The sequence below is a fragment of the Photorhabdus sp. RW14-46 genome, from assembly GCF_963887965.1.
GTDB classification, from domain to species: Bacteria; Pseudomonadota; Gammaproteobacteria; order Enterobacterales; family Enterobacteriaceae; genus Photorhabdus; species Photorhabdus laumondii.
Genome location: NZ_CAWPHH010000011.1, coordinates 1 through 17140 on the forward strand (window position 1 = coordinate 1; position 17140 = coordinate 17140).

Consider the following 17140-nt stretch of genomic DNA (forward strand, 5'->3'; position numbering starts at 1 on the left):
AATCTGGTATCTTTCTGTTTCGGTCAGTTGTGTATAGGCCATAGTGCATTTTCCTTTGGCGAGAAAGATGCCTACTATAGCAACTGACCGCCCTTCTGAAAAATTGCACTTATTAGTCGAATCCGCCCACTATTTAAATTTCTGGTTTTAATCGTACAAAGTTTTAACCGCTTTTTAAAGCCCAATGGTCTTTTTCGTTTCCTGAATAATATTTAATTTAACCGTTTTCATTAAACTGACCCTTAGTTTTTCCTTCTTATATTTTTAGATTTAAAACTAAAGAGGGTAACAGGTATGCTAATGACTTTAAAACACCCCTCATTCCTTTAATCATTTTTAATGTAATTAAATAAACTTTTTTATTCCTTTTTTCGCAGCTAATCGGGTTAACCCTGTTAAATGCTTTGACTTCTGTTATTAGATTAATGCTGTCTATACCCGTTATCTTTCAAATGGCACTAAAAGCGATCATCCACATTATTTAACCTAAGAGAATAGGACCACGAGCTATAAAATTATTTTACTGCTCGATTATAAACAAGAGCGAAAATCAATACACACGTCAGATTTTCACACTTAATTAAACCAATTACATGAACAGCGAATTTTTTCACATTCCATATTGTAATTCTTCATTAAAAACATAATTACTCATTGCGTCGTAAAAGTGATAACCTTACATCGAAGTTTTTACAGTTTTACAGTTTTACAGTTTTACAGTTTTACAGTTTTACAGTTTTACAGTTTTACAGTTTTACAGTTTTACAGTTTTACAGTTTTACAGTTTTACAGTTTTACAGTTTTACAGTTTTACAGTTTTACAGTTTTACAGTTTTACAGTTTTACAGTTTAATCATGATAGGTGAAATTATGAAAGATAAAATTATGAGTTTCTCTGTAAATAAAGATCTGGATGTTCATTCAAAAAGCTTTGACGCCTTCATTTCATACATGGAAAACAGCAACGACTTTTGGATCATAAAAGACAACGAATCTCGATTCGTCTATGCGAATGATATTATGCTTTATTACAGCGGCCTCCCTAAGGGTTTTAACATAGAAGGCAAGCTTGATAGTGAATGTCCAGCACCGTGGGCTGAGTTTGAAGATGTTATACAAGCTAATGATAAAAACGTAATGACGAGTCAAAAAACCATTCCGGTACTAAACACTTTCACTTATGGCGGAAGACAAAAAATAATCCAGCCATTCATGGTCGATATTACACCGCTAATGAAGGATGGGAAATGCATTGGCATTGTTGGACACGGCAAAAAACTTGAAATTTATTCCATGTATCATTTTGAAAACAACACTCACCCTGATTCATTAACTTTTGGCAAACCAACCGAGACTTTTACAGATAGAGAGTTCGATATAGTATTTTTTGCTTTGCAATCATTAAGCGCTAAAGATATTGCCAGAAAATTAAGTATTACCTATAGAACGGTACAAAGCAGGCTACATATCATTTATCAAAAAATAGGGATAAATTCATTAAGCCAGTTAAAAGAATATTGCAGGGGTAAGGGGTACGATAATTATTCTCCTACCCGATTTATTAACACGAATCCCTATATACCTCTGGTATAACAATGCGTAACATCACTGTCATTACTATGTCATTAGGGTTCTGCCAAGCAGAACCTTATGCTCCGCCCAAAACTCGCTCAGCAACGCGAAGGGGGATTTTACGGGATACCTCACATGGAGGTTATCACAGTTTTACAGTTCAATCATGATAGGTGAAATTATGAAAGATGACACTATGAGTTTCTCTGTAAATAAAGATCTGGATGTTTATTCAAAAAGCTTTGACACTTTCATCTCATACATGGAAAACAGCAATGATGTTTGGGTAATAAAAGACAAGGAACATCGATTCATCTATGCCAATGATACTATGATTCATTACAGCGGTCTTCCTAAGGATTTTAACATAGAAGGGAGGCTTGATGGTGAATGTCCAGCACCGTGGTCTGAGTTTGAAAATATTATACAAGCTAACGATAACAATGTAATGACGAGTCAAAAGACCATTCCGGTACTACACACCTTCACTTATGTCGGAAAAGAAAAAATAATCCAACCATTTCTGGTCAATGTTACACCGCTAATGAAGGATGGAGAATGCATTGGGATTGTGTCGCACGGTAAAAAACTTCAAATTTATTCCATGTATCATTTTGAAAACAACATTCATCCCGAGTCATTAACTGTTGGTAAACCAACTGATTTATTTACCGACAGAGAGTTCGATATAGTATTTTTTGCTTTGCAATCGCTAAGCGCTAAAGACATAGCTAGAAAATTAAGTATTACCTATAGAACGGTACAAAGTAGGTTACAATTTATTTACCAAAAAATAGGGATAAATTCATTAAGCCAGTTAAAAGAATATTGCAGGGGTAAGGGGTATGATAACTATGCTCCTACCCGATTTATTAACCCTAATCCCTATATACCTCTGGCATAACAATGCACAACATTGCTGTCGTTACTATACCATTAGGATTCTGTCTAAACAGAATCCTATGCGACGACCAAAACTCGCTTAACAAAGCGAAAAACAGTTTTGTGGGATACCTCACATGAACGTTATCACGGTCTTACAGTTCAATCATGATAGGTGAAATTATGAAAGATAACACGATGAGTTTCTCTGTAAATAAAGATCTGGATGTTCATTCAAAAAGCTTTGATGCTTTCATATCGTATATGGAGAACTGTAATGAGTTCTGGTATATAAAAGATAAGGAATCGAGATTTATCTATATGAATGATTACGGACTTCATCATAGCGGACTACCCAAAGGGTTTAATGTTGAAGGTAAACTGGATAGTGAATGCCCGGTTTATTGGTCTGAGATTGCTGATATTATTCAATCTAATGATCGTAGAGTAATGGAGGAAAAAAAAGTCATTCCTACTTTGATTACATTTATGTATGGCGGTAGGGATAAAATTATTCAACCATTTATGACGGACGTCACGCCTTTGATAAAAGATGGAGAGTCGATTGGCGTAGTAGGCAGAGCTAAAAAGCTAGAAATTTTTTCAATGTATCATATGGAAATTAATAAACCTCCTGAATCATTATCATTTGGCAATCCAACTGAGATTTTTACAGATAGAGAGTTCGATATAGTATTTTTTGCGTTGCAATCACTCAGTGCTAAAGATATAGCTAAAAAATTAGGTATTTCATATAGAACGATACAAAGTAGGTTACAATTTATTTATCAAAAAATAGGGGTAAATTCATTAAGCCAGTTAAAAGAATATTGCCGGAGTAAGGGATATGATAACTATGCTCCTACCCGATTTATTAACACGAATCCCTATATACCTCTGGCATAACAATGAACCACATCGTTATTATCACTATGCCATTAGGGTTCTGCCAAAACTCACTCAGCAGCGCGAAGGGTGATTTTACGGGATACCTCACATGGAGGTTATCACAGTTTTACAGTTCAATCATGATAGGTGAGATTATGAAAGATAACACGATGAGTTTCTCTGTAAACAAAGATCTGGATGTTCATTCAAAAAGCTTTGATGCTTTTATATCATACATGGAAAACAGCAACGACCTTTGGATTATAAAAGATAGTGAATCTCGATTCGTCTATGCTAATGATGTTGCACTCTATTACAGCGATCTTCCTAAGGGTTTTAACATAGAAGGGAGGTTTGATAGTGAATGCCCAGCTCCGTGGTCTGAGGTTGCAGATATTATACAAGCTAACGATAAAAACGTAATGACGAGTCAAAAAACCATCCCGGTACTAAACACCTTCATTTATGGAGGGAAAGAAAAAATGATCCAGCCGTTTCTAGCTGATCTTACACCGCTAATAAAGGATGGAAAATGTATTGGCGTTGTAGGACACGGTAAAAAACTTGAAATTTATTCCATGTACCATTTTGAAAACAACAGGCACCCTGACTCATTAACTTTTGGCACACCAACTGATTTATTTACCGACAGAGAGTTCGATATAGTATTTTTTGCGTTGCAATCACTCAGTGCTAAAGATATAGCGAGAAAATTAAGTATTACCTATAGAACAGTACAAAGCAGGTTACAATTTATTTATCAAAAAATAGGGATAAATTCATTAAGCCAGTTAAAGGAATATTGCAGAGATAAGGGGTACGATAATTATGCTCCTACCCGATTTATTAACCCTAATCCCTATATACCTCTGGCATAACAATGAACCACACCGTTATCATCACTATGCTATTAGGGTTCTGCTTGGCAGAACCTTAAGCCTTGTTTCTCTCACATTCCATCCAGCATATTTCATATTGCAATTACTCATTAAAAACATAATTACTAATAAAAATTTTACACAATATAGAATATTAGCATATTGAAGGTGATTACAGGAAACTGCTCCTCTGTAAAATCATCCGCACCAAATAGGTGCCCAAAAACTCATAAATATAATTATCCATTGTGTCGCAAAAGTGATAACCTTACATGGAAATTATTCCAGTTTTACCGTTTAATCATATAGGTGAAATTATGAAAGATAACACTATGAGTTTCTCTGTAAATAAAGATCTGGATGTTCATTCAAAAAGCTTTGATGCTTTCATATCATATATGGAAAACAGCAACGATTTTTGGATCATAAAAGATAGCGAATCTCGATTCGTTTATGCTAATGATGTTACACATTATTACTGCAACCTACCCAAAGGTTTTAATATGGAAGGTAGGCTTGATATTGAATGTCCAGGACCGTGGGTTGATTTTGTAGATGTTATACAAGCTAATGATAGAAACGTAATGACAAGTCAAAAAACTATTCCGGTACTAAATACCTTCATTTATGGTGGGAAACAAAAAATAATCCAACCACTACTAGTCAATATTACTCCTCTAATGAAGGACGGAAAATGCATTGGCATTGTTGGGCACGGTAAAAAACTTGAAATTTATTCCATGTACCATTTTGAAAACAACATTCACCCTGATTCATTAACTTTTGGCAAACCAACTGATTTATTTACTGATAGAGAGTTCGATATAGTATTTTTTGCTTTGCAATCACTAAGTGCCAAAGATATTGCTAGAAAATTAGGTATTACCTATAGAACGGTACAAAGCAGGCTACATATCATTTATCAGAAAATAGGGATAAATTCATTAAGCCAGTTAAAAGAATATTGCAGGGGTAAGGGATATGATAACTACGCTCCTACCCGATTTATTAACCCTAATCCCTATATACCGCTAGTATAACAATGAACCACACCGTTATCGTCATTATGCTATTAGGGTTCTGCCTGGCAGAACCTTAAGCCTTGTTTCTCTCACATTCCATCCAGCATATTGCAATTATTCATTAAGAACATAATTACTAATAAAAATTTTATACAATATAGAATATTAGCATATTGAAGGTGATTATAGAAACTGCTCCTCTGTAAAATCATCCGCACCAAATAGGTGCCCAAAACTCATAAATATAATTATCCATTGTGTTGTAAAAGTGATAATTTTACATGGGAGTTTTTACAATTTAATCATATAGGTGAAATTATGAAAGATAACACGATGAGTTTCTCTGTAAACAAGGATCTGGATGTTCATTCAAAAAGCTTTGACTCCTTTATATCATATATGGAAAACAGCAATGATATTTGGGCTATAAAAGACAACGAACATCGATTCATCTATGCCAATGATACTATGCTTTATTACAGCGGTCTTCCTAAAGGTTTTAATATAGAAGGGAGGCTTGATGGTGAGTGTCCAGCACCGTGGTCTGAGTTTGAAAATATTATACAAGCTAGTTGTGATGTTGTAATGACGAGTCAAAAAACCATTCCAGTATTAAACACCTTGACTTATGGTGGGAAACAAAAAATGATCCAACCATTTATGCTCAATGTTACCCCCCTAATGAAAGATGGGAAATGCATTGGGGTTGTTGGTCACGGTAAAAAACTTGAAATTTATTCCATGTATCATTTTGAAAACAACATTCAGCCTGACTCATTAACTTTTGGCAAACCAACTGATTTATTTACTGATAGAGAGTTCGATATAGTATTTTTTGCATTACAATCGCTAAGCGCTAAAGATATTGCCAGAAAATTAAGTATTACCTATAGAACGGTACAAAGCAGGCTACATATCATTTATCAGAAAATAGGGATAAATTCATTAAGCCAGTTAAAAGAATATTGCAGGGGTAAGGGGTATGATAACTACGCTCCTACCCGATTTATTAACACGAATCCCTATATACCGCTAGTATAACAATGAACCACACCGTTATCGTCACTATGCTATTAGGGTTCTGCTTGGCAGAACCTTACACCTTGTTTCTCTCGCATTCCATCCAGTATATTTCATGTTGAAATTATTTATTAAAATATAATTAATCAGTAAGTTTTAAATAAAATATTAGCATATTGAAGATGATTACAGGAAACTGCTCCTTTGTAAAATCGTCCACACCAAAGAGAGTCCCCTTTTGAAACTCATAAACATAATTATCCATTGTGTCGTAAAAGTGATAACCTTACATAGAAGTTATTCCAGTTTTACCGTTTAATCATATAGGTGAAATTATGAAAGATAACACGATGAGTTTCTCTGTAAACAAAGATCTGGATGTTCATTCAAAAAGCTTTGACGCCTTTATATCATATATGGAAAACAGCAACGATTTTTGGGCTATAAAAGACAACGAACATCGATTCGTCTATGCCAATGATACTATGCTTTATTACAGCGGTCTTCCTAAGGGTTTTAGCATAGAAGGGAGGCTTGNCTGCTCCTTTGTAAAATCGTCCACACCAAAGAGAGTCCCCTTTTGAAACTCATAAACATAATTATCCATTGTGTCGTAAAAGTGATAACCTTACATAGAAGTTATTCCAGTTTTACCGTTTAATCATATAGGTGAAATTATGAAAGATAACACGATGAGTTTCTCTGTAAACAAAGATCTGGATGTTCATTCAAAAAGCTTTGACGCCTTTATATCATATATGGAAAACAGCAACGATTTTTGGGCTATAAAAGACAACGAACATCGATTCGTCTATGCCAATGATACTATGCTTTATTACAGCGGTCTTCCTAAGGGTTTTAGCATAGAAGGGAGGCTTGTTAGTGAGTGTCCAGCTCCGTGGTCTGAGCTTGAAGATATTGTACATGCTAGTGATGGCAATGTAATGACGACTCAAAAGACTATTCCGGTATTAAACACCTTCACTTACGGCGGGAGAGAAAAAATAATCCAACCATTTTTGGTCGATGTTACACCACTAATGAAGGATGGAGAATGTATTGGGGTTGTGGGGCACGGTAGAAAACTTGAAATTTATTCCATGTATCATTTTGAAAACAACAGGCATCCTGAATCATTATCATTTGGCAACCCAACTGAGATTTTTACAGATAGAGAATTCGATATAGTATTTTTTGCTTTGCAATCATTAAGCGCTAAAGATATAGCGAGAAAATTAAGTATTACCTATAGAACGGTACAAAGCAGGCTACATGTCATTTACCAGAAAATAGGGATAAATTCATTAAGCCAGTTAAAAGAATATTGCAGGGGTAAAGGATATAATAACTATGCTCCTACCCGATTTATTAACCCTAATCCCTTTATACCTCTGGCATAACAATGAACCACATCGTTATTATCACTATGCCATTAGGGTTTTGCCAAGCAGAACCTTATGCTCCGGCCAAAACTCACTCAGCAACGCGAAGGGTGATTTTACGGGATACCTCACATGGAGGTTATCACAGTTTTACAGTTCAATTATAATAGGTGAAATTATGAAAGATAACACGATGAGTTTCTCTGTAAACAAAGATCTGGATGTTCATTCAAAAAGCTTTGACGCCTTTATATCATATATGGAAAACAGCAACGATTTTTGGGCTATAAAAGACAAGGAACATCGATTCATCTATGCCAACGATACAATGATTTATTACAGCGGTCTTCCTAAAGGTTTTAATATAGAAGGGAGGCTTGATGGTGAGTGTCCAGCACCGTGGTCTGAGTTTGAAAATATTATACAAGCGAGTTGTGATGTTGTAATGACGAGTCAAAAAACCATTCCAGTATTAAACACCTTGACTTATGGTGGGAAACAAAAAATGATCCAACCATTTCTGACCAATGTTACACCGCTAATGAAGGATGGAGAATGCATTGGCATTGTTGGACACGGCAAAAAACTTGAAATTTACTCCATGTATCATTTTGAAAATAACATTCATCCAGAGTCATTAACTTTTGGCAAACCAACTGATTTATTTACCGACAGAGAGTTCGATATAGTATTTTTTGCATTGCAATCATTAAGCGCTAAAGATATAGCGAGAAAATTAAGTATTACCTATAGAACGGTACAAAGCAGGCTACATATCATTTATCAGAAAATAGGGATAAATTCATTAAGCCAGTTAAAAGAATATTGCAGAGGTAAGGGGTATGATAACTATGCTCCTACCCGATTTATTAACTCGAATCCCTATATAACTCTGGCATAACAATGAACCACTCCGTCACTGTTCCATTAGGGTTCTGCCAAGCAGAATCCTACCCACTTCCAAAAAAATTTTTGGTTTACCCGCTTTTGTAATATTACGCCTATCTGGCGATCCGCGAAATCAACAGAAATATAGAGAGGAATGTCAGCACAGTACAAAAGATTAAATAATTTATACAGAAAAATTAATTATGACAAACATCAAGGCAAGGAGTTAATCACTCCATTTTAATCATACCTGAAACTTTCCACAAAACACTAGAAAAGTTTCAGGTACTTAATCTCTTCTCATTGACTTTTTTTCGAGAAGTTTATTTTATTTCATTTTGAATATCTGCTTGGCCATATTTCAAAAGGCTCACAATTTAGAGCGGTAGCAATGAGTTTCTCACCTTTAGGCCACGGACGATGCAAAGCATTTGATAAAGTGGATGATGCAAGCCCCGCATCCCTTGAAACAGCAGCTAACGACGTTCCCCGTTTTTTAAGCCCTGCAATAATATCAGCCGGGTGCCAGTCGTTTTTTACAATCATTCCTTATTCTCCTTTCAGTTTGGTTATTCAAGGTGCTATATTCATACTTTCTTCAAATTTATATTTTTATACCCGTTATCTTTCAAGTTGCCTCTTTGTTGGCTGCACTCGCTCACCCCGGTCACATAGTTCTCTATGCTCCCGGGGATTCGCTCCCTTGCCGTCGCGATGTATCTTGAAATCCATAGGGTATATATTGTTACAGCTTTTCCCCTGAGTCCGCACTGGTGCGGAATACTAAAAAATAACTGTACTAAAACGTTAAATCCCGCTAAGTACAGCCAAATATTCTCCGAATAAGAAAATATTATATCTAACGATTAAAAGTCATAAATGAATTTTAATCGTTAATAAATGTTCTTTTATGAATACTCGAATATTTAAAAAGTTTAGTTATTTTGGGAAATGTTGGAAGCTGCATAAAATACATTAATGAATGCCCTAAAAAAGCGCTTCAATTACGAGGAATAACACCCATTAAATACTTTATGTCCATCGAAAAATGACTTGTGCAACGGCAAATCAGCCAGTCGATAATTATCGACTGGCTGAATGACTGTTAACGTGCTTCATTCTGTGCCGTTAACCTATCCTTAATGCGGCAAAACCATCTCCCTCCCAATAACGCCACCCCAAGTTCAAGAGAAGCTATTGCAGCCAGAGTGAGGATAAACAAGGTCTTGCCCGCACCCACTAATATCCATCCACCTATTGCAGGAAATCCAAATATCCCCACAAAGTAGGCGACAACGAACCAAGTGAGGGCAGCGTGACGATTCTCAAGCGCAGAATCGTTTACTGCCCATGTTTGAATAACGGGATACACCAATCCATAGCCTATTCCCGTTAACATGGCCGCCAAAACCTGGAACATGGGGTTAACTGGTATGCCTAACAGGGCCAGAATGCCCATGATTAAGAATAACATCAGCGCGATGACCAATGGGATACGGGGCATCATCGATAAACGCCGGGCTAACAAAAGCCGCGACACAACCACAGTCGCTGCATGTACAGCAAAGAATGTACTTGCATTTGCTTGAGTCCCTTCAACCAACGAACTTTGGAACGACATCATTCCAGAGAATACGCAGCCTCCCAGACCTACCATCACAATAGGACGGATCGCACTGCTGGCAGCAATCTTGGTTATTTTTCTCACCCAAGGTCTCAGTGATAACTCCCGTTGACCATGCGGTTCCCTGATCCCAAAGGTCGCCAGAAGTAGTGAGGCGAGGATGCCAATGACGCCAACAAAGAGAAACGTTGTTTGTATGGGCACTCCTGCCTGTTCAACCGCGGCGGCGAGGAGGATGGGACTGCCGCAAATTCCAGCCATTTGAAACGCGCTGAAACGGGTAAACCAGTGGCCCCTGTCAGCATCAGTGACACGCTCTGACAACGCCATAGGCCCACTGATATAGAACATTCCCCAACCGAGTCCAATCAAAAATGCTGCGATACGCGGGATGTAACTCAGTTCACCGCTGAAACCCCCTAAAAGAAAATAACCACAAGACATCGCCAGCGCCGCGAGGGCTGCAAGGCGTGATGCTTCCAGTTGCCCGGCAAACCATCCAACCAAAGGAACGCCAATCAAAGTGCCGACCAAGGCCACGCTAAGGGTCGTCCCAGTGTCAATGTCACTCCCCCCTTGTGAGCGAAAATACGCGGAAATAAGAAAGGTGGCACCATATCCCCCCGCAGTGAACAGGGTTCCGAACAGGAGAAAAAGTGCCGACATTGTTCGCATAAGTCAAACTCCATCTTAATTATTACAGGACGCCGAATGGCTTTGGCACCATCGACCTCAGTTTATTCACCGCTTTTTCCAGACGGAGACAAACATAGCGTATCTCGTCTTCATTATTAAATCTTCCTAACCCGAAGCGCACACTGGCTTGAGCCTGTGCATCACTGACGCCGATTGCCTTCAGTACATGTGACGGTGCCCTGTTAGCGGATGTGCATGCAGACCCAGAGGACAACGCAACTTCGGAAAGCTCCAGCAAAAGCGAATCAGCATCCAAACCGTTGAAGGAGACATTTAACAGACCGGGAAGGCATTCGGTAAGATGACCGTTTATCCGAACGTCAGCCACATTCTCGATAATATACGAACGAAGCAAATCCCGTAAATAACGTAACCTCATCGACTCATCAGGCAAGTTTTTAACCGACAGTTCGACGGCCCGCCCGAAGCCTACTATCCCCGGGACGTTAAGAGTTCCAGAGCGTAAGCCTCGCTCATGTCCCCCACCAACGATGAGAGGAGCGAGTGTTATATTCTTATTACGTGAATCGATATAAAGTGCACCGACCCCCTTTGGTCCATATATTTTGTGCGCAGAAAATGAGGCAAGGCTGATATTCATGCGCTGTACATCAAATTTTATTTTGCCGAGCGCTTGCGTGGCGTCGGTATGAAGAGGAATGTCATGTTCCTTACAGATCGCGCCTATCTCTTCAATTTTTTGTATTGAACCAATCTCGTTGTTGGCGGCCATAATCGAAACGAGATAGGTATCATCTCTTATTGCACGAGATATTAAATCTGGGGATACGATGCCGTCGCTTTGCGGCGGTAAATAGGTCACCTCCGTTCCCATTGCTTCGAGCCTACTACAACAATCAAGGACAGCCTTATGCTCAATTGTCGATGTGATGACATGCCCCCTTTTGCCCCGATGTTGAAGGCCCGCGATTGCAAGATTGTTCGATTCGGTAGAACCCGACGTGAATATAATATCGGAATGACTCGTCGCATTTATCGATGTTGATATCAATTTTCTTGCATTATCAACAGCTTCCATAGCTTTCCACCCAAATGCATGGTGATTACTGGCAGCATTTCCATAAGCGCTGGTAAAATAGGGCATCATAGTTTGAAGCACGTCGGGATCTAATGGCGTTGTAGCATTGTTATCCAAATATATCGGCCGGGTTAAGTTGTACATAATTTATTTCCCCCACTAACAAACGAAGATGAAATTATTTTTTTATTATCTTGACTATATCTATACCCTATGGATTTCAAGATGCATCGCGGCGGCAAGGAAACGAATCCCCGGGAGCATAGAGAACTATGTAACCAGAGTGAATGCAGCCAACAAAGAGGCAACCTGAAAGATAACGGGTATATATCTGCTAGGCAGTAATTACATCACCTTGACTCACCTCCCCCTCTTCATTAACAAGATTAAGACGAATGGCGGTTGAAACACCGAGCATATGACTGAGTTGCAGCCCACGCACATAGGCCAAAGCTCTCGACCAAGCGCAATCCTCAAAGAACACCTCCAGAATAGTATCTGAGCCTTTGTGATCACCGGCAGCTTTCTCAAAGTACTCCTTCGTAATTGCTGCACAGGTGAGTTTCTGAGTCGGCTCTTCGTAAGCAGCATCTGATGTCGGTGGTTTGCCGTCAGCGAGGTTTTTGGACACCATCCGCCGTGTGATGATTTCGGGTATTTCTCCAGCGGCTAGGATGTGGACAAGGTGCTGCCTGGCTGAATCTTCGTGAATAACACGTATCTCACTGAGCGGAATCTGATATTTTTCTGCTACGGGCAAGAAGATATTCCTGATCGAGGCGTGGAGATGACTCAGACGAGGGTTCCGTTTTTGAGAATTAGTGAGATTATTTATCAGGAACTGGAGGCGGAATATCCCATGATGATCGAACGCCACGGATATCCTCGGTAATTGACCACATTCATCTTGGCTTCGTTTGGCGAACATCAGAGCAGCCTCAAAGGCTTTCAACTGAGCCTCGACAACTATCTCGCTATCCTTATTGAGATAAACTCGTGAATTCCCTGCCAATATGCTTACGTTAGTTTCTCGCTGATTCATTTTCATCAATATCCTTTTCCAAGATGGATCGTACGTATAAGGATGACCGCAAAAATCCATTAATTTTTAGATCGGGGAAGTTCTATAAAGAGTGGTCAATATAACGAATGGAAAATAAGGCGATCTTTATAATTTCACGTACGTTAAATATCTTTTTCTCTTGCGACCCCGGTTATGAAATAAATATGTCTGATATCAAGCAAAAGTATAATTGCCATAAAAAAGCTGAGTTCTGAGTTCTGAGTTCTGAGTTCTGAGTTCTGAGTTCTGAGTTCTGAGTTCTGACTAAAGGTTAGCGTGTCTTTTCTATTAAAAAATAGATCTTCGTCTTGTTTAAATGTTTTTTTCTTTTTAACCTTGCAGTCGAGGCTCTGAGCCCGACCATCGGACATCATTTAGCTCTCAGCTTACCGGGTAATTCTGTCACACCAATACAAGGCTCTAGTTGCCAAGTATGGATATGTCCGAACTGTTGTTGAGACAGCTAACTAAAATCCGTTATATCAAGGTAAATCTTTTCAGCAACATTAAAGGGGGGATTCTCGCTATTAAGCCATCGGCGAAAAGTTTCATATGTGAAAACATGGCTGCACCGACCGACTGCCTCAGGAAAACTCAAAAATTGACGTTGTAGAAGTTATCAGGCTATTACCCTTATGAAGGAGGGTTTTAGCCTTTCATTTGGAAGAATAAAATTATTTCAGGTTTGTCATGCTCAAACATCAACCTATTACACACAGCTCAACTTAATTCTTTCTCTTCGAATCACAGCTAGCTCTCCGCTCAACAAACATATTTAAATCGGCTCTGATAAATGAAAATCAGCACTGTTACCAGCCTAAATCACTTTTTAATTCATCAAGCGTGTTGGCACGGTGAACACCTATCCCGTTCTCTAGATCATGAATTGCCTGTAACGTCTCGCTATTCGGTTGCTGCAACCCATCCGGCAACCGACCTTCTGCGGCTAATCGATTAATAACCATACTTCACTTTTATATAGTCGTTGTTCCACTACCGGCAAAAGGATCAGAAACGCTCAACACATCAAAACTGCCAAGCAAATCAGTTCTTGCCTCTGTATTCTTTGAAAGGAGGGTTTTACCCCTCCTGTTTAATTCTAATACTTAATTAATTACCTATTAAGCCTGACCTTTTACTTCTTTCAGGCCATAGAAAGGAGCGCGGTTACCCAAAGCTTCTTCAATACGGATCAACTGATTGTATTTAGCAACGCGATCAGAGCGACTCATAGAACCGGTTTTGATTTGACCTGCCGCGGTACCTACTGCCAGATCAGCAATAGTCGCATCTTCAGTTTCACCAGAACGATGAGAAATTACCGCCGTGTAACCTGCGTCTTTTGCCATTTTAATCGCTGCCAGTGTTTCAGTGAGAGAACCAATCTGGTTGAATTTAATCAAAATGGAGTTAGCAATGCCTTTCTCAATACCTTCTTTCAGGATCTTAGTATTGGTAACAAACAGGTCATCACCAACCAACTGGATTTTTTCGCCCAGCACTTTTGTCTGGTAAGCGAAGCCTTCCCAGTCAGATTCATTCAAGCCATCTTCAATAGAAACAATCGGATATTTTCTGGTCAAATCTTCGAGGTAATGAGTGAATTCTTGAGAAGTGAAAGTCTTACCTTCACCTTTCAATTCGTAATTACCGGTTTCTGGGTTGTAGAATTCAGAAGCAGCACAATCCATAGCCAAAGTGACATCTTTACCCAGAACATAGCCTGCTTGTTCTACCGCTTCTTTAATAGCAGCCAGCGCAGCAGCGTTAGATTCCAAGTTAGGCGCATAACCACCTTCGTCACCAACCGCAGTACTCATGCCTTTTGCTTTCAGAACTTTAGCCAAGTTATGGAAAACTTCAGAACCGATACGAACCGCCTCTTTCAGCGTTTTTGCTCCAATCGGTTGAATCATAAATTCCTGGATATCAACGTTGTTATCCGCGTGCTCACCACCATTGATGATGTTCATCATCGGCAACGGCATAGAGAATTTACCCGGAGTGCCATTCAATTCAGCAATGTGCTCGTACAACGGCATACCTTTCGCTGCTGCTGCGGCTTTCGCATTAGCCAGAGAAACCGCCAGAATCGCATTAGCACCGAATTGAGATTTATTTTCAGTACCATCCAGGTCGATCATGATTTTGTCGATGTTAGCCTGATCTTTCGCATCCTGGCCGATAACTGCCTGTGCAATCGGGCCATTTACTGCATCAACAGCTTTCAATACACCTTTACCCATAAAACGGGATTTGTCACCGTCACGCAGTTCCAACGCTTCGCGAGAACCGGTAGATGCACCAGAGGGTGCAGCCGCTAAACCCACAAAGCCCCCTTCCAGATGCACTTCTGCTTCTACAGTTGGGTTACCACGGGAGTCAATGATTTCACGACCGATCACTTTAACGATTTTGGACATTAGGTTTTCCTCAGTACAAGTTACATTTCAGGTGAGTGACGGAAACACTTCATACCGTCACTCACTGCACATCTTATTTGAGCTGGCCTTTCTGGTATTTACCGGCGGCTTTAACAAAACCAGTAAACAACGGATGGCCATCACGAGGAGTGGAAGTAAATTCTGGGTGGAACTGACAAGCCACGAACCAAGGATGGTCAGGGATCTCAATAATTTCGACTAATTTATTGTCTACTGAACGACCCGCTACCCGCAGACCCGCATCTTCAATACGTTTCAGTAGTAAATTATTCACTTCATAACGATGCCGATGACGCTCAACAATCGTATCTGCTCCATACAAAGTGCGCACCAAGCTATCTTTTGTCAGGTGGCATGGCTGCCCGCCCACACGCATCGTTCCACCAAGATCACTCTCTTCGCTACGCACTTCTAAATTACCGTCTTCATCACGCCATTCGGTGATCAGACCAACAACCGGCAACCGGCAATCAGGTTCAAATTCTGTTGAGCTGGCTTTTTCCAAGCCCGCAACATGACGAGAAAACTCAATCAATGCTACCTGCATGCCGAGACAGATTCCCAGATAAGGAATGTTGTTCTCACGCGCATAACGAGCTGTCATGATTTTGCCTTCCACACCGCGGCCACCGAAACCACCAGGAACCAGAATCGCATCCAGTCCCTTCAATAATTCAACACCACGAGTTTCAACATCCTGGGAATCAAGCAGTTTGATGTTAACCGTCAAGCGATTTTTCAACCCGCCGTGCTTCAATGCCTCAATCACGGATTTGTACGCATCAGGCAGTTCAACGTATTTACCCACCATCCCAATAGTGACTTCACCGGAAGGATTCGCTTCTTCGTAAATGACCTGCTCCCATTCGGATAAATTTGCTTCCGGGCAATCAAGGCTGAATCGTTTACAAATATAATCATCTAAGCCTTGAGATTTCAATAGCCCTGGGATTTTATAAATGGAATCAACATCTTTTAGGGAGATAACCGCTTTTTCTGGCACATTACAGAAAAGAGCGATTTTTGCACGTTCATTAGCCGGAATGACGCGATCTGAACGACAAATCAGAATATCCGGTTGAATACCGATAGAGAGCAGTTCTTTTACCGAGTGCTGAGTCGGCTTAGTTTTAACTTCGCCAGCCGCTGCCAGATAAGGCACCAGTGTCAAATGCAAATATAAAGTGTGTTCACGGCCAACTTCTACCGCCATTTGACGAATAGCTTCAAGGAATGGCAGCGATTCGATATCACCGACAGTACCACCGACTTCCACCAGCACCACGTCATGACCTTCTCCACCACTGATGATGCGATCTTTAATTTCATTGGTGATGTGAGGAATAACTTGAACCGTCGCCCCCAGATAGTCACCACGGCGCTCTTTACGCAAAACTTCGGAATAAACTCGCCCCGTAGTGAAGTTATTGCGGCGAGTCATTTTAGTGCGGATGAAACGCTCATAGTGACCTAAATCGAGATCAGTTTCAGCGCCGTCTTCGGTAACGAAGACCTCCCCATGTTGGATTGGGCTCATCGTACCTGGATCGACATTGATGTACGGGTCCAGTTTCATAATCGTGACATTGAGTCCACGGGCTTCGAGTATAGCCGCCAAAGAGGCTGCGGCAATGCCTTTACCCAGAGAGGATACGACCCCGCCGGTCACAAAAATATAATTAGTTTTCATGCTGAACCTGAAAGTTTAGGTTTAAAGATGATGGATATAACTAGGACGGGAA

At 39.8% G+C, this 17140-nt stretch carries 16 protein-coding genes and 1 pseudogene; 10 read left to right on the forward strand and 7 right to left on the reverse strand.

Features of this window, described 5'->3' with window-relative positions; translation table 11 throughout:
• Nucleotides 1–870 precede the first annotated feature (870 nt).
• The 9 genes and pseudogenes from AACQ38_RS11265 to AACQ38_RS11305 all read left to right on the forward strand — a co-directional run bounded on the left by AACQ38_RS11265 (nt 871) and on the right by AACQ38_RS11305 (nt 8545).
• The gene (locus tag AACQ38_RS11265) at nt 871–1593 is read left to right on the forward strand and encodes a helix-turn-helix transcriptional regulator (protein ID WP_165578145.1); all 723 of its coding nucleotides are present in this window, start codon (nt 871–873) and stop codon (nt 1591–1593) included.
• Between the two features lie 160 nt (nt 1594–1753).
• Nucleotides 1754–2476: a helix-turn-helix transcriptional regulator gene (locus AACQ38_RS11270; protein WP_109791948.1), complete on the forward strand. Its 723-nt coding sequence runs from the start codon at nt 1754–1756 to the stop codon at nt 2474–2476.
• A 161-nt stretch (nt 2477–2637) separates the two neighbouring features.
• On the forward strand, nt 2638–3360 hold the full coding sequence (locus tag AACQ38_RS11275) for a helix-turn-helix transcriptional regulator (RefSeq protein ID WP_165578146.1): 723 nt from the start codon (nt 2638–2640) through the stop codon (nt 3358–3360).
• 137 nt (nt 3361–3497) lie between these two features.
• Nucleotides 3498–4220 (forward strand): helix-turn-helix transcriptional regulator, encoded by a 723-nt coding sequence (locus AACQ38_RS11280; RefSeq protein WP_165578147.1) that lies wholly within the window; start codon nt 3498–3500, stop codon nt 4218–4220.
• Between the two features lie 317 nt (nt 4221–4537).
• The gene (locus tag AACQ38_RS11285) at nt 4538–5260 is read left to right on the forward strand and encodes a helix-turn-helix transcriptional regulator (RefSeq protein WP_165578148.1); all 723 of its coding nucleotides are present in this window, start codon (nt 4538–4540) and stop codon (nt 5258–5260) included.
• A 300-nt stretch (nt 5261–5560) separates the two neighbouring features.
• Entirely contained in the window at nt 5561–6283 is a 723-nt protein-coding gene (locus AACQ38_RS11290; protein ID WP_165578149.1) for a helix-turn-helix transcriptional regulator, read from the forward strand.
• Between the two features lie 314 nt (nt 6284–6597).
• A pseudogene (locus AACQ38_RS11295) lies at nt 6598–6798 on the forward strand (helix-turn-helix transcriptional regulator); the annotation flags it as partial.
• A 141-nt stretch (nt 6799–6939) separates the two neighbouring features.
• Complete coding sequence (locus tag AACQ38_RS11300) at nt 6940–7662, forward strand: helix-turn-helix transcriptional regulator (protein WP_165578150.1); 723 nt, start codon at nt 6940–6942, stop codon at nt 7660–7662.
• Between the two features lie 160 nt (nt 7663–7822).
• Nucleotides 7823–8545 (forward strand): helix-turn-helix transcriptional regulator, encoded by a 723-nt coding sequence (locus AACQ38_RS11305; protein WP_165578151.1) that lies wholly within the window; start codon nt 7823–7825, stop codon nt 8543–8545.
• Nucleotides 8546–8865: 320 nt separating this feature from the next.
• Here AACQ38_RS11305 and AACQ38_RS11310 read toward each other — a convergent pair whose 3' ends face one another.
• The 3 genes from AACQ38_RS11310 to AACQ38_RS11320 form a co-directional block, all read right to left on the reverse strand.
• Nucleotides 8866–9075, reverse strand: a complete 210-nt coding sequence (locus AACQ38_RS11310; protein ID WP_125026268.1) for a helix-turn-helix domain-containing protein — start codon at nt 9073–9075, stop codon at nt 8866–8868.
• A gap of 562 nt (nt 9076–9637) precedes the next feature.
• Nucleotides 9638–10831, reverse strand: coding sequence for an MFS transporter (locus AACQ38_RS11315; RefSeq protein WP_011145281.1), 1194 nt, complete (start codon nt 10829–10831; stop codon nt 9638–9640).
• 22 nt (nt 10832–10853) lie between these two features.
• Complete coding sequence (locus AACQ38_RS11320) at nt 10854–12035, reverse strand: cysteine desulfurase family protein (protein WP_109791354.1); 1182 nt, start codon at nt 12033–12035, stop codon at nt 10854–10856.
• 28 nt (nt 12036–12063) lie between these two features.
• Here AACQ38_RS11320 and AACQ38_RS11325 point away from each other — a divergent pair, with 28 nt between their 5' ends.
• Nucleotides 12064–12204, forward strand: a complete 141-nt coding sequence (locus AACQ38_RS11325; protein WP_158536555.1) for a hypothetical protein — start codon at nt 12064–12066, stop codon at nt 12202–12204.
• A gap of 21 nt (nt 12205–12225) precedes the next feature.
• Here AACQ38_RS11325 and AACQ38_RS11330 read toward each other — a convergent pair whose 3' ends face one another.
• The 4 genes from AACQ38_RS11330 to pyrG form a co-directional block, all read right to left on the reverse strand.
• Nucleotides 12226–12933, reverse strand: a complete 708-nt coding sequence (locus AACQ38_RS11330) for a hypothetical protein (RefSeq protein WP_058589001.1) — start codon at nt 12931–12933, stop codon at nt 12226–12228.
• 830 nt (nt 12934–13763) lie between these two features.
• Nucleotides 13764–13919 (reverse strand): type II toxin-antitoxin system RelB/DinJ family antitoxin, encoded by a 156-nt coding sequence (locus AACQ38_RS11340; protein WP_165578152.1) that lies wholly within the window; start codon nt 13917–13919, stop codon nt 13764–13766.
• A 156-nt stretch (nt 13920–14075) separates the two neighbouring features.
• A complete protein-coding gene (gene eno / locus AACQ38_RS11345) occupies nt 14076–15377 on the reverse strand; it encodes a phosphopyruvate hydratase (RefSeq protein WP_011145278.1) in 1302 nt (433 codons plus the stop codon).
• A 73-nt stretch (nt 15378–15450) separates the two neighbouring features.
• A complete protein-coding gene (pyrG, locus tag AACQ38_RS11350; RefSeq protein ID WP_011145277.1) occupies nt 15451–17088 on the reverse strand; it encodes a glutamine hydrolyzing CTP synthase in 1638 nt (545 codons plus the stop codon).
• Nucleotides 17089–17140 lie beyond the last annotated feature (52 nt).

Coding starts and splice junctions, on each gene's coding strand:
- AACQ38_RS11265 (WP_165578145.1), top strand. CDS start 871: ATGAAAGATAAAATTATGAGTTTCTCTGTAAATAAAGATCTGGATGTT.
- AACQ38_RS11270 (WP_109791948.1), top strand. CDS start 1,754: ATGAAAGATGACACTATGAGTTTCTCTGTAAATAAAGATCTGGATGTT.
- AACQ38_RS11275 (WP_165578146.1), top strand. CDS start 2,638: ATGAAAGATAACACGATGAGTTTCTCTGTAAATAAAGATCTGGATGTT.
- AACQ38_RS11280 (WP_165578147.1), top strand. CDS start 3,498: ATGAAAGATAACACGATGAGTTTCTCTGTAAACAAAGATCTGGATGTT.
- AACQ38_RS11285 (WP_165578148.1), top strand. CDS start 4,538: ATGAAAGATAACACTATGAGTTTCTCTGTAAATAAAGATCTGGATGTT.
- AACQ38_RS11290 (WP_165578149.1), top strand. CDS start 5,561: ATGAAAGATAACACGATGAGTTTCTCTGTAAACAAGGATCTGGATGTT.
- AACQ38_RS11300 (WP_165578150.1), top strand. CDS start 6,940: ATGAAAGATAACACGATGAGTTTCTCTGTAAACAAAGATCTGGATGTT.
- AACQ38_RS11305 (WP_165578151.1), top strand. CDS start 7,823: ATGAAAGATAACACGATGAGTTTCTCTGTAAACAAAGATCTGGATGTT.
- AACQ38_RS11315 (WP_011145281.1), bottom strand. CDS start 10,831: ATGCGAACAATGTCGGCACTTTTTCTCCTGTTCGGAACCCTGTTCACT.
- AACQ38_RS11320 (WP_109791354.1), bottom strand. CDS start 12,035: ATGTACAACTTAACCCGGCCGATATATTTGGATAACAATGCTACAACG.
- AACQ38_RS11325 (WP_158536555.1), top strand. CDS start 12,064: ATGAAATTATTTTTTTATTATCTTGACTATATCTATACCCTATGGATT.
- AACQ38_RS11330 (WP_058589001.1), bottom strand. CDS start 12,933: ATGAATCAGCGAGAAACTAACGTAAGCATATTGGCAGGGAATTCACGA.
- AACQ38_RS11340 (WP_165578152.1), bottom strand. CDS start 13,919: ATGGTTATTAATCGATTAGCCGCAGAAGGTCGGTTGCCGGATGGGTTG.
- eno (WP_011145278.1), bottom strand. CDS start 15,377: ATGTCCAAAATCGTTAAAGTGATCGGTCGTGAAATCATTGACTCCCGT.
- pyrG (WP_011145277.1), bottom strand. CDS start 17,088: ATGAAAACTAATTATATTTTTGTGACCGGCGGGGTCGTATCCTCTCTG.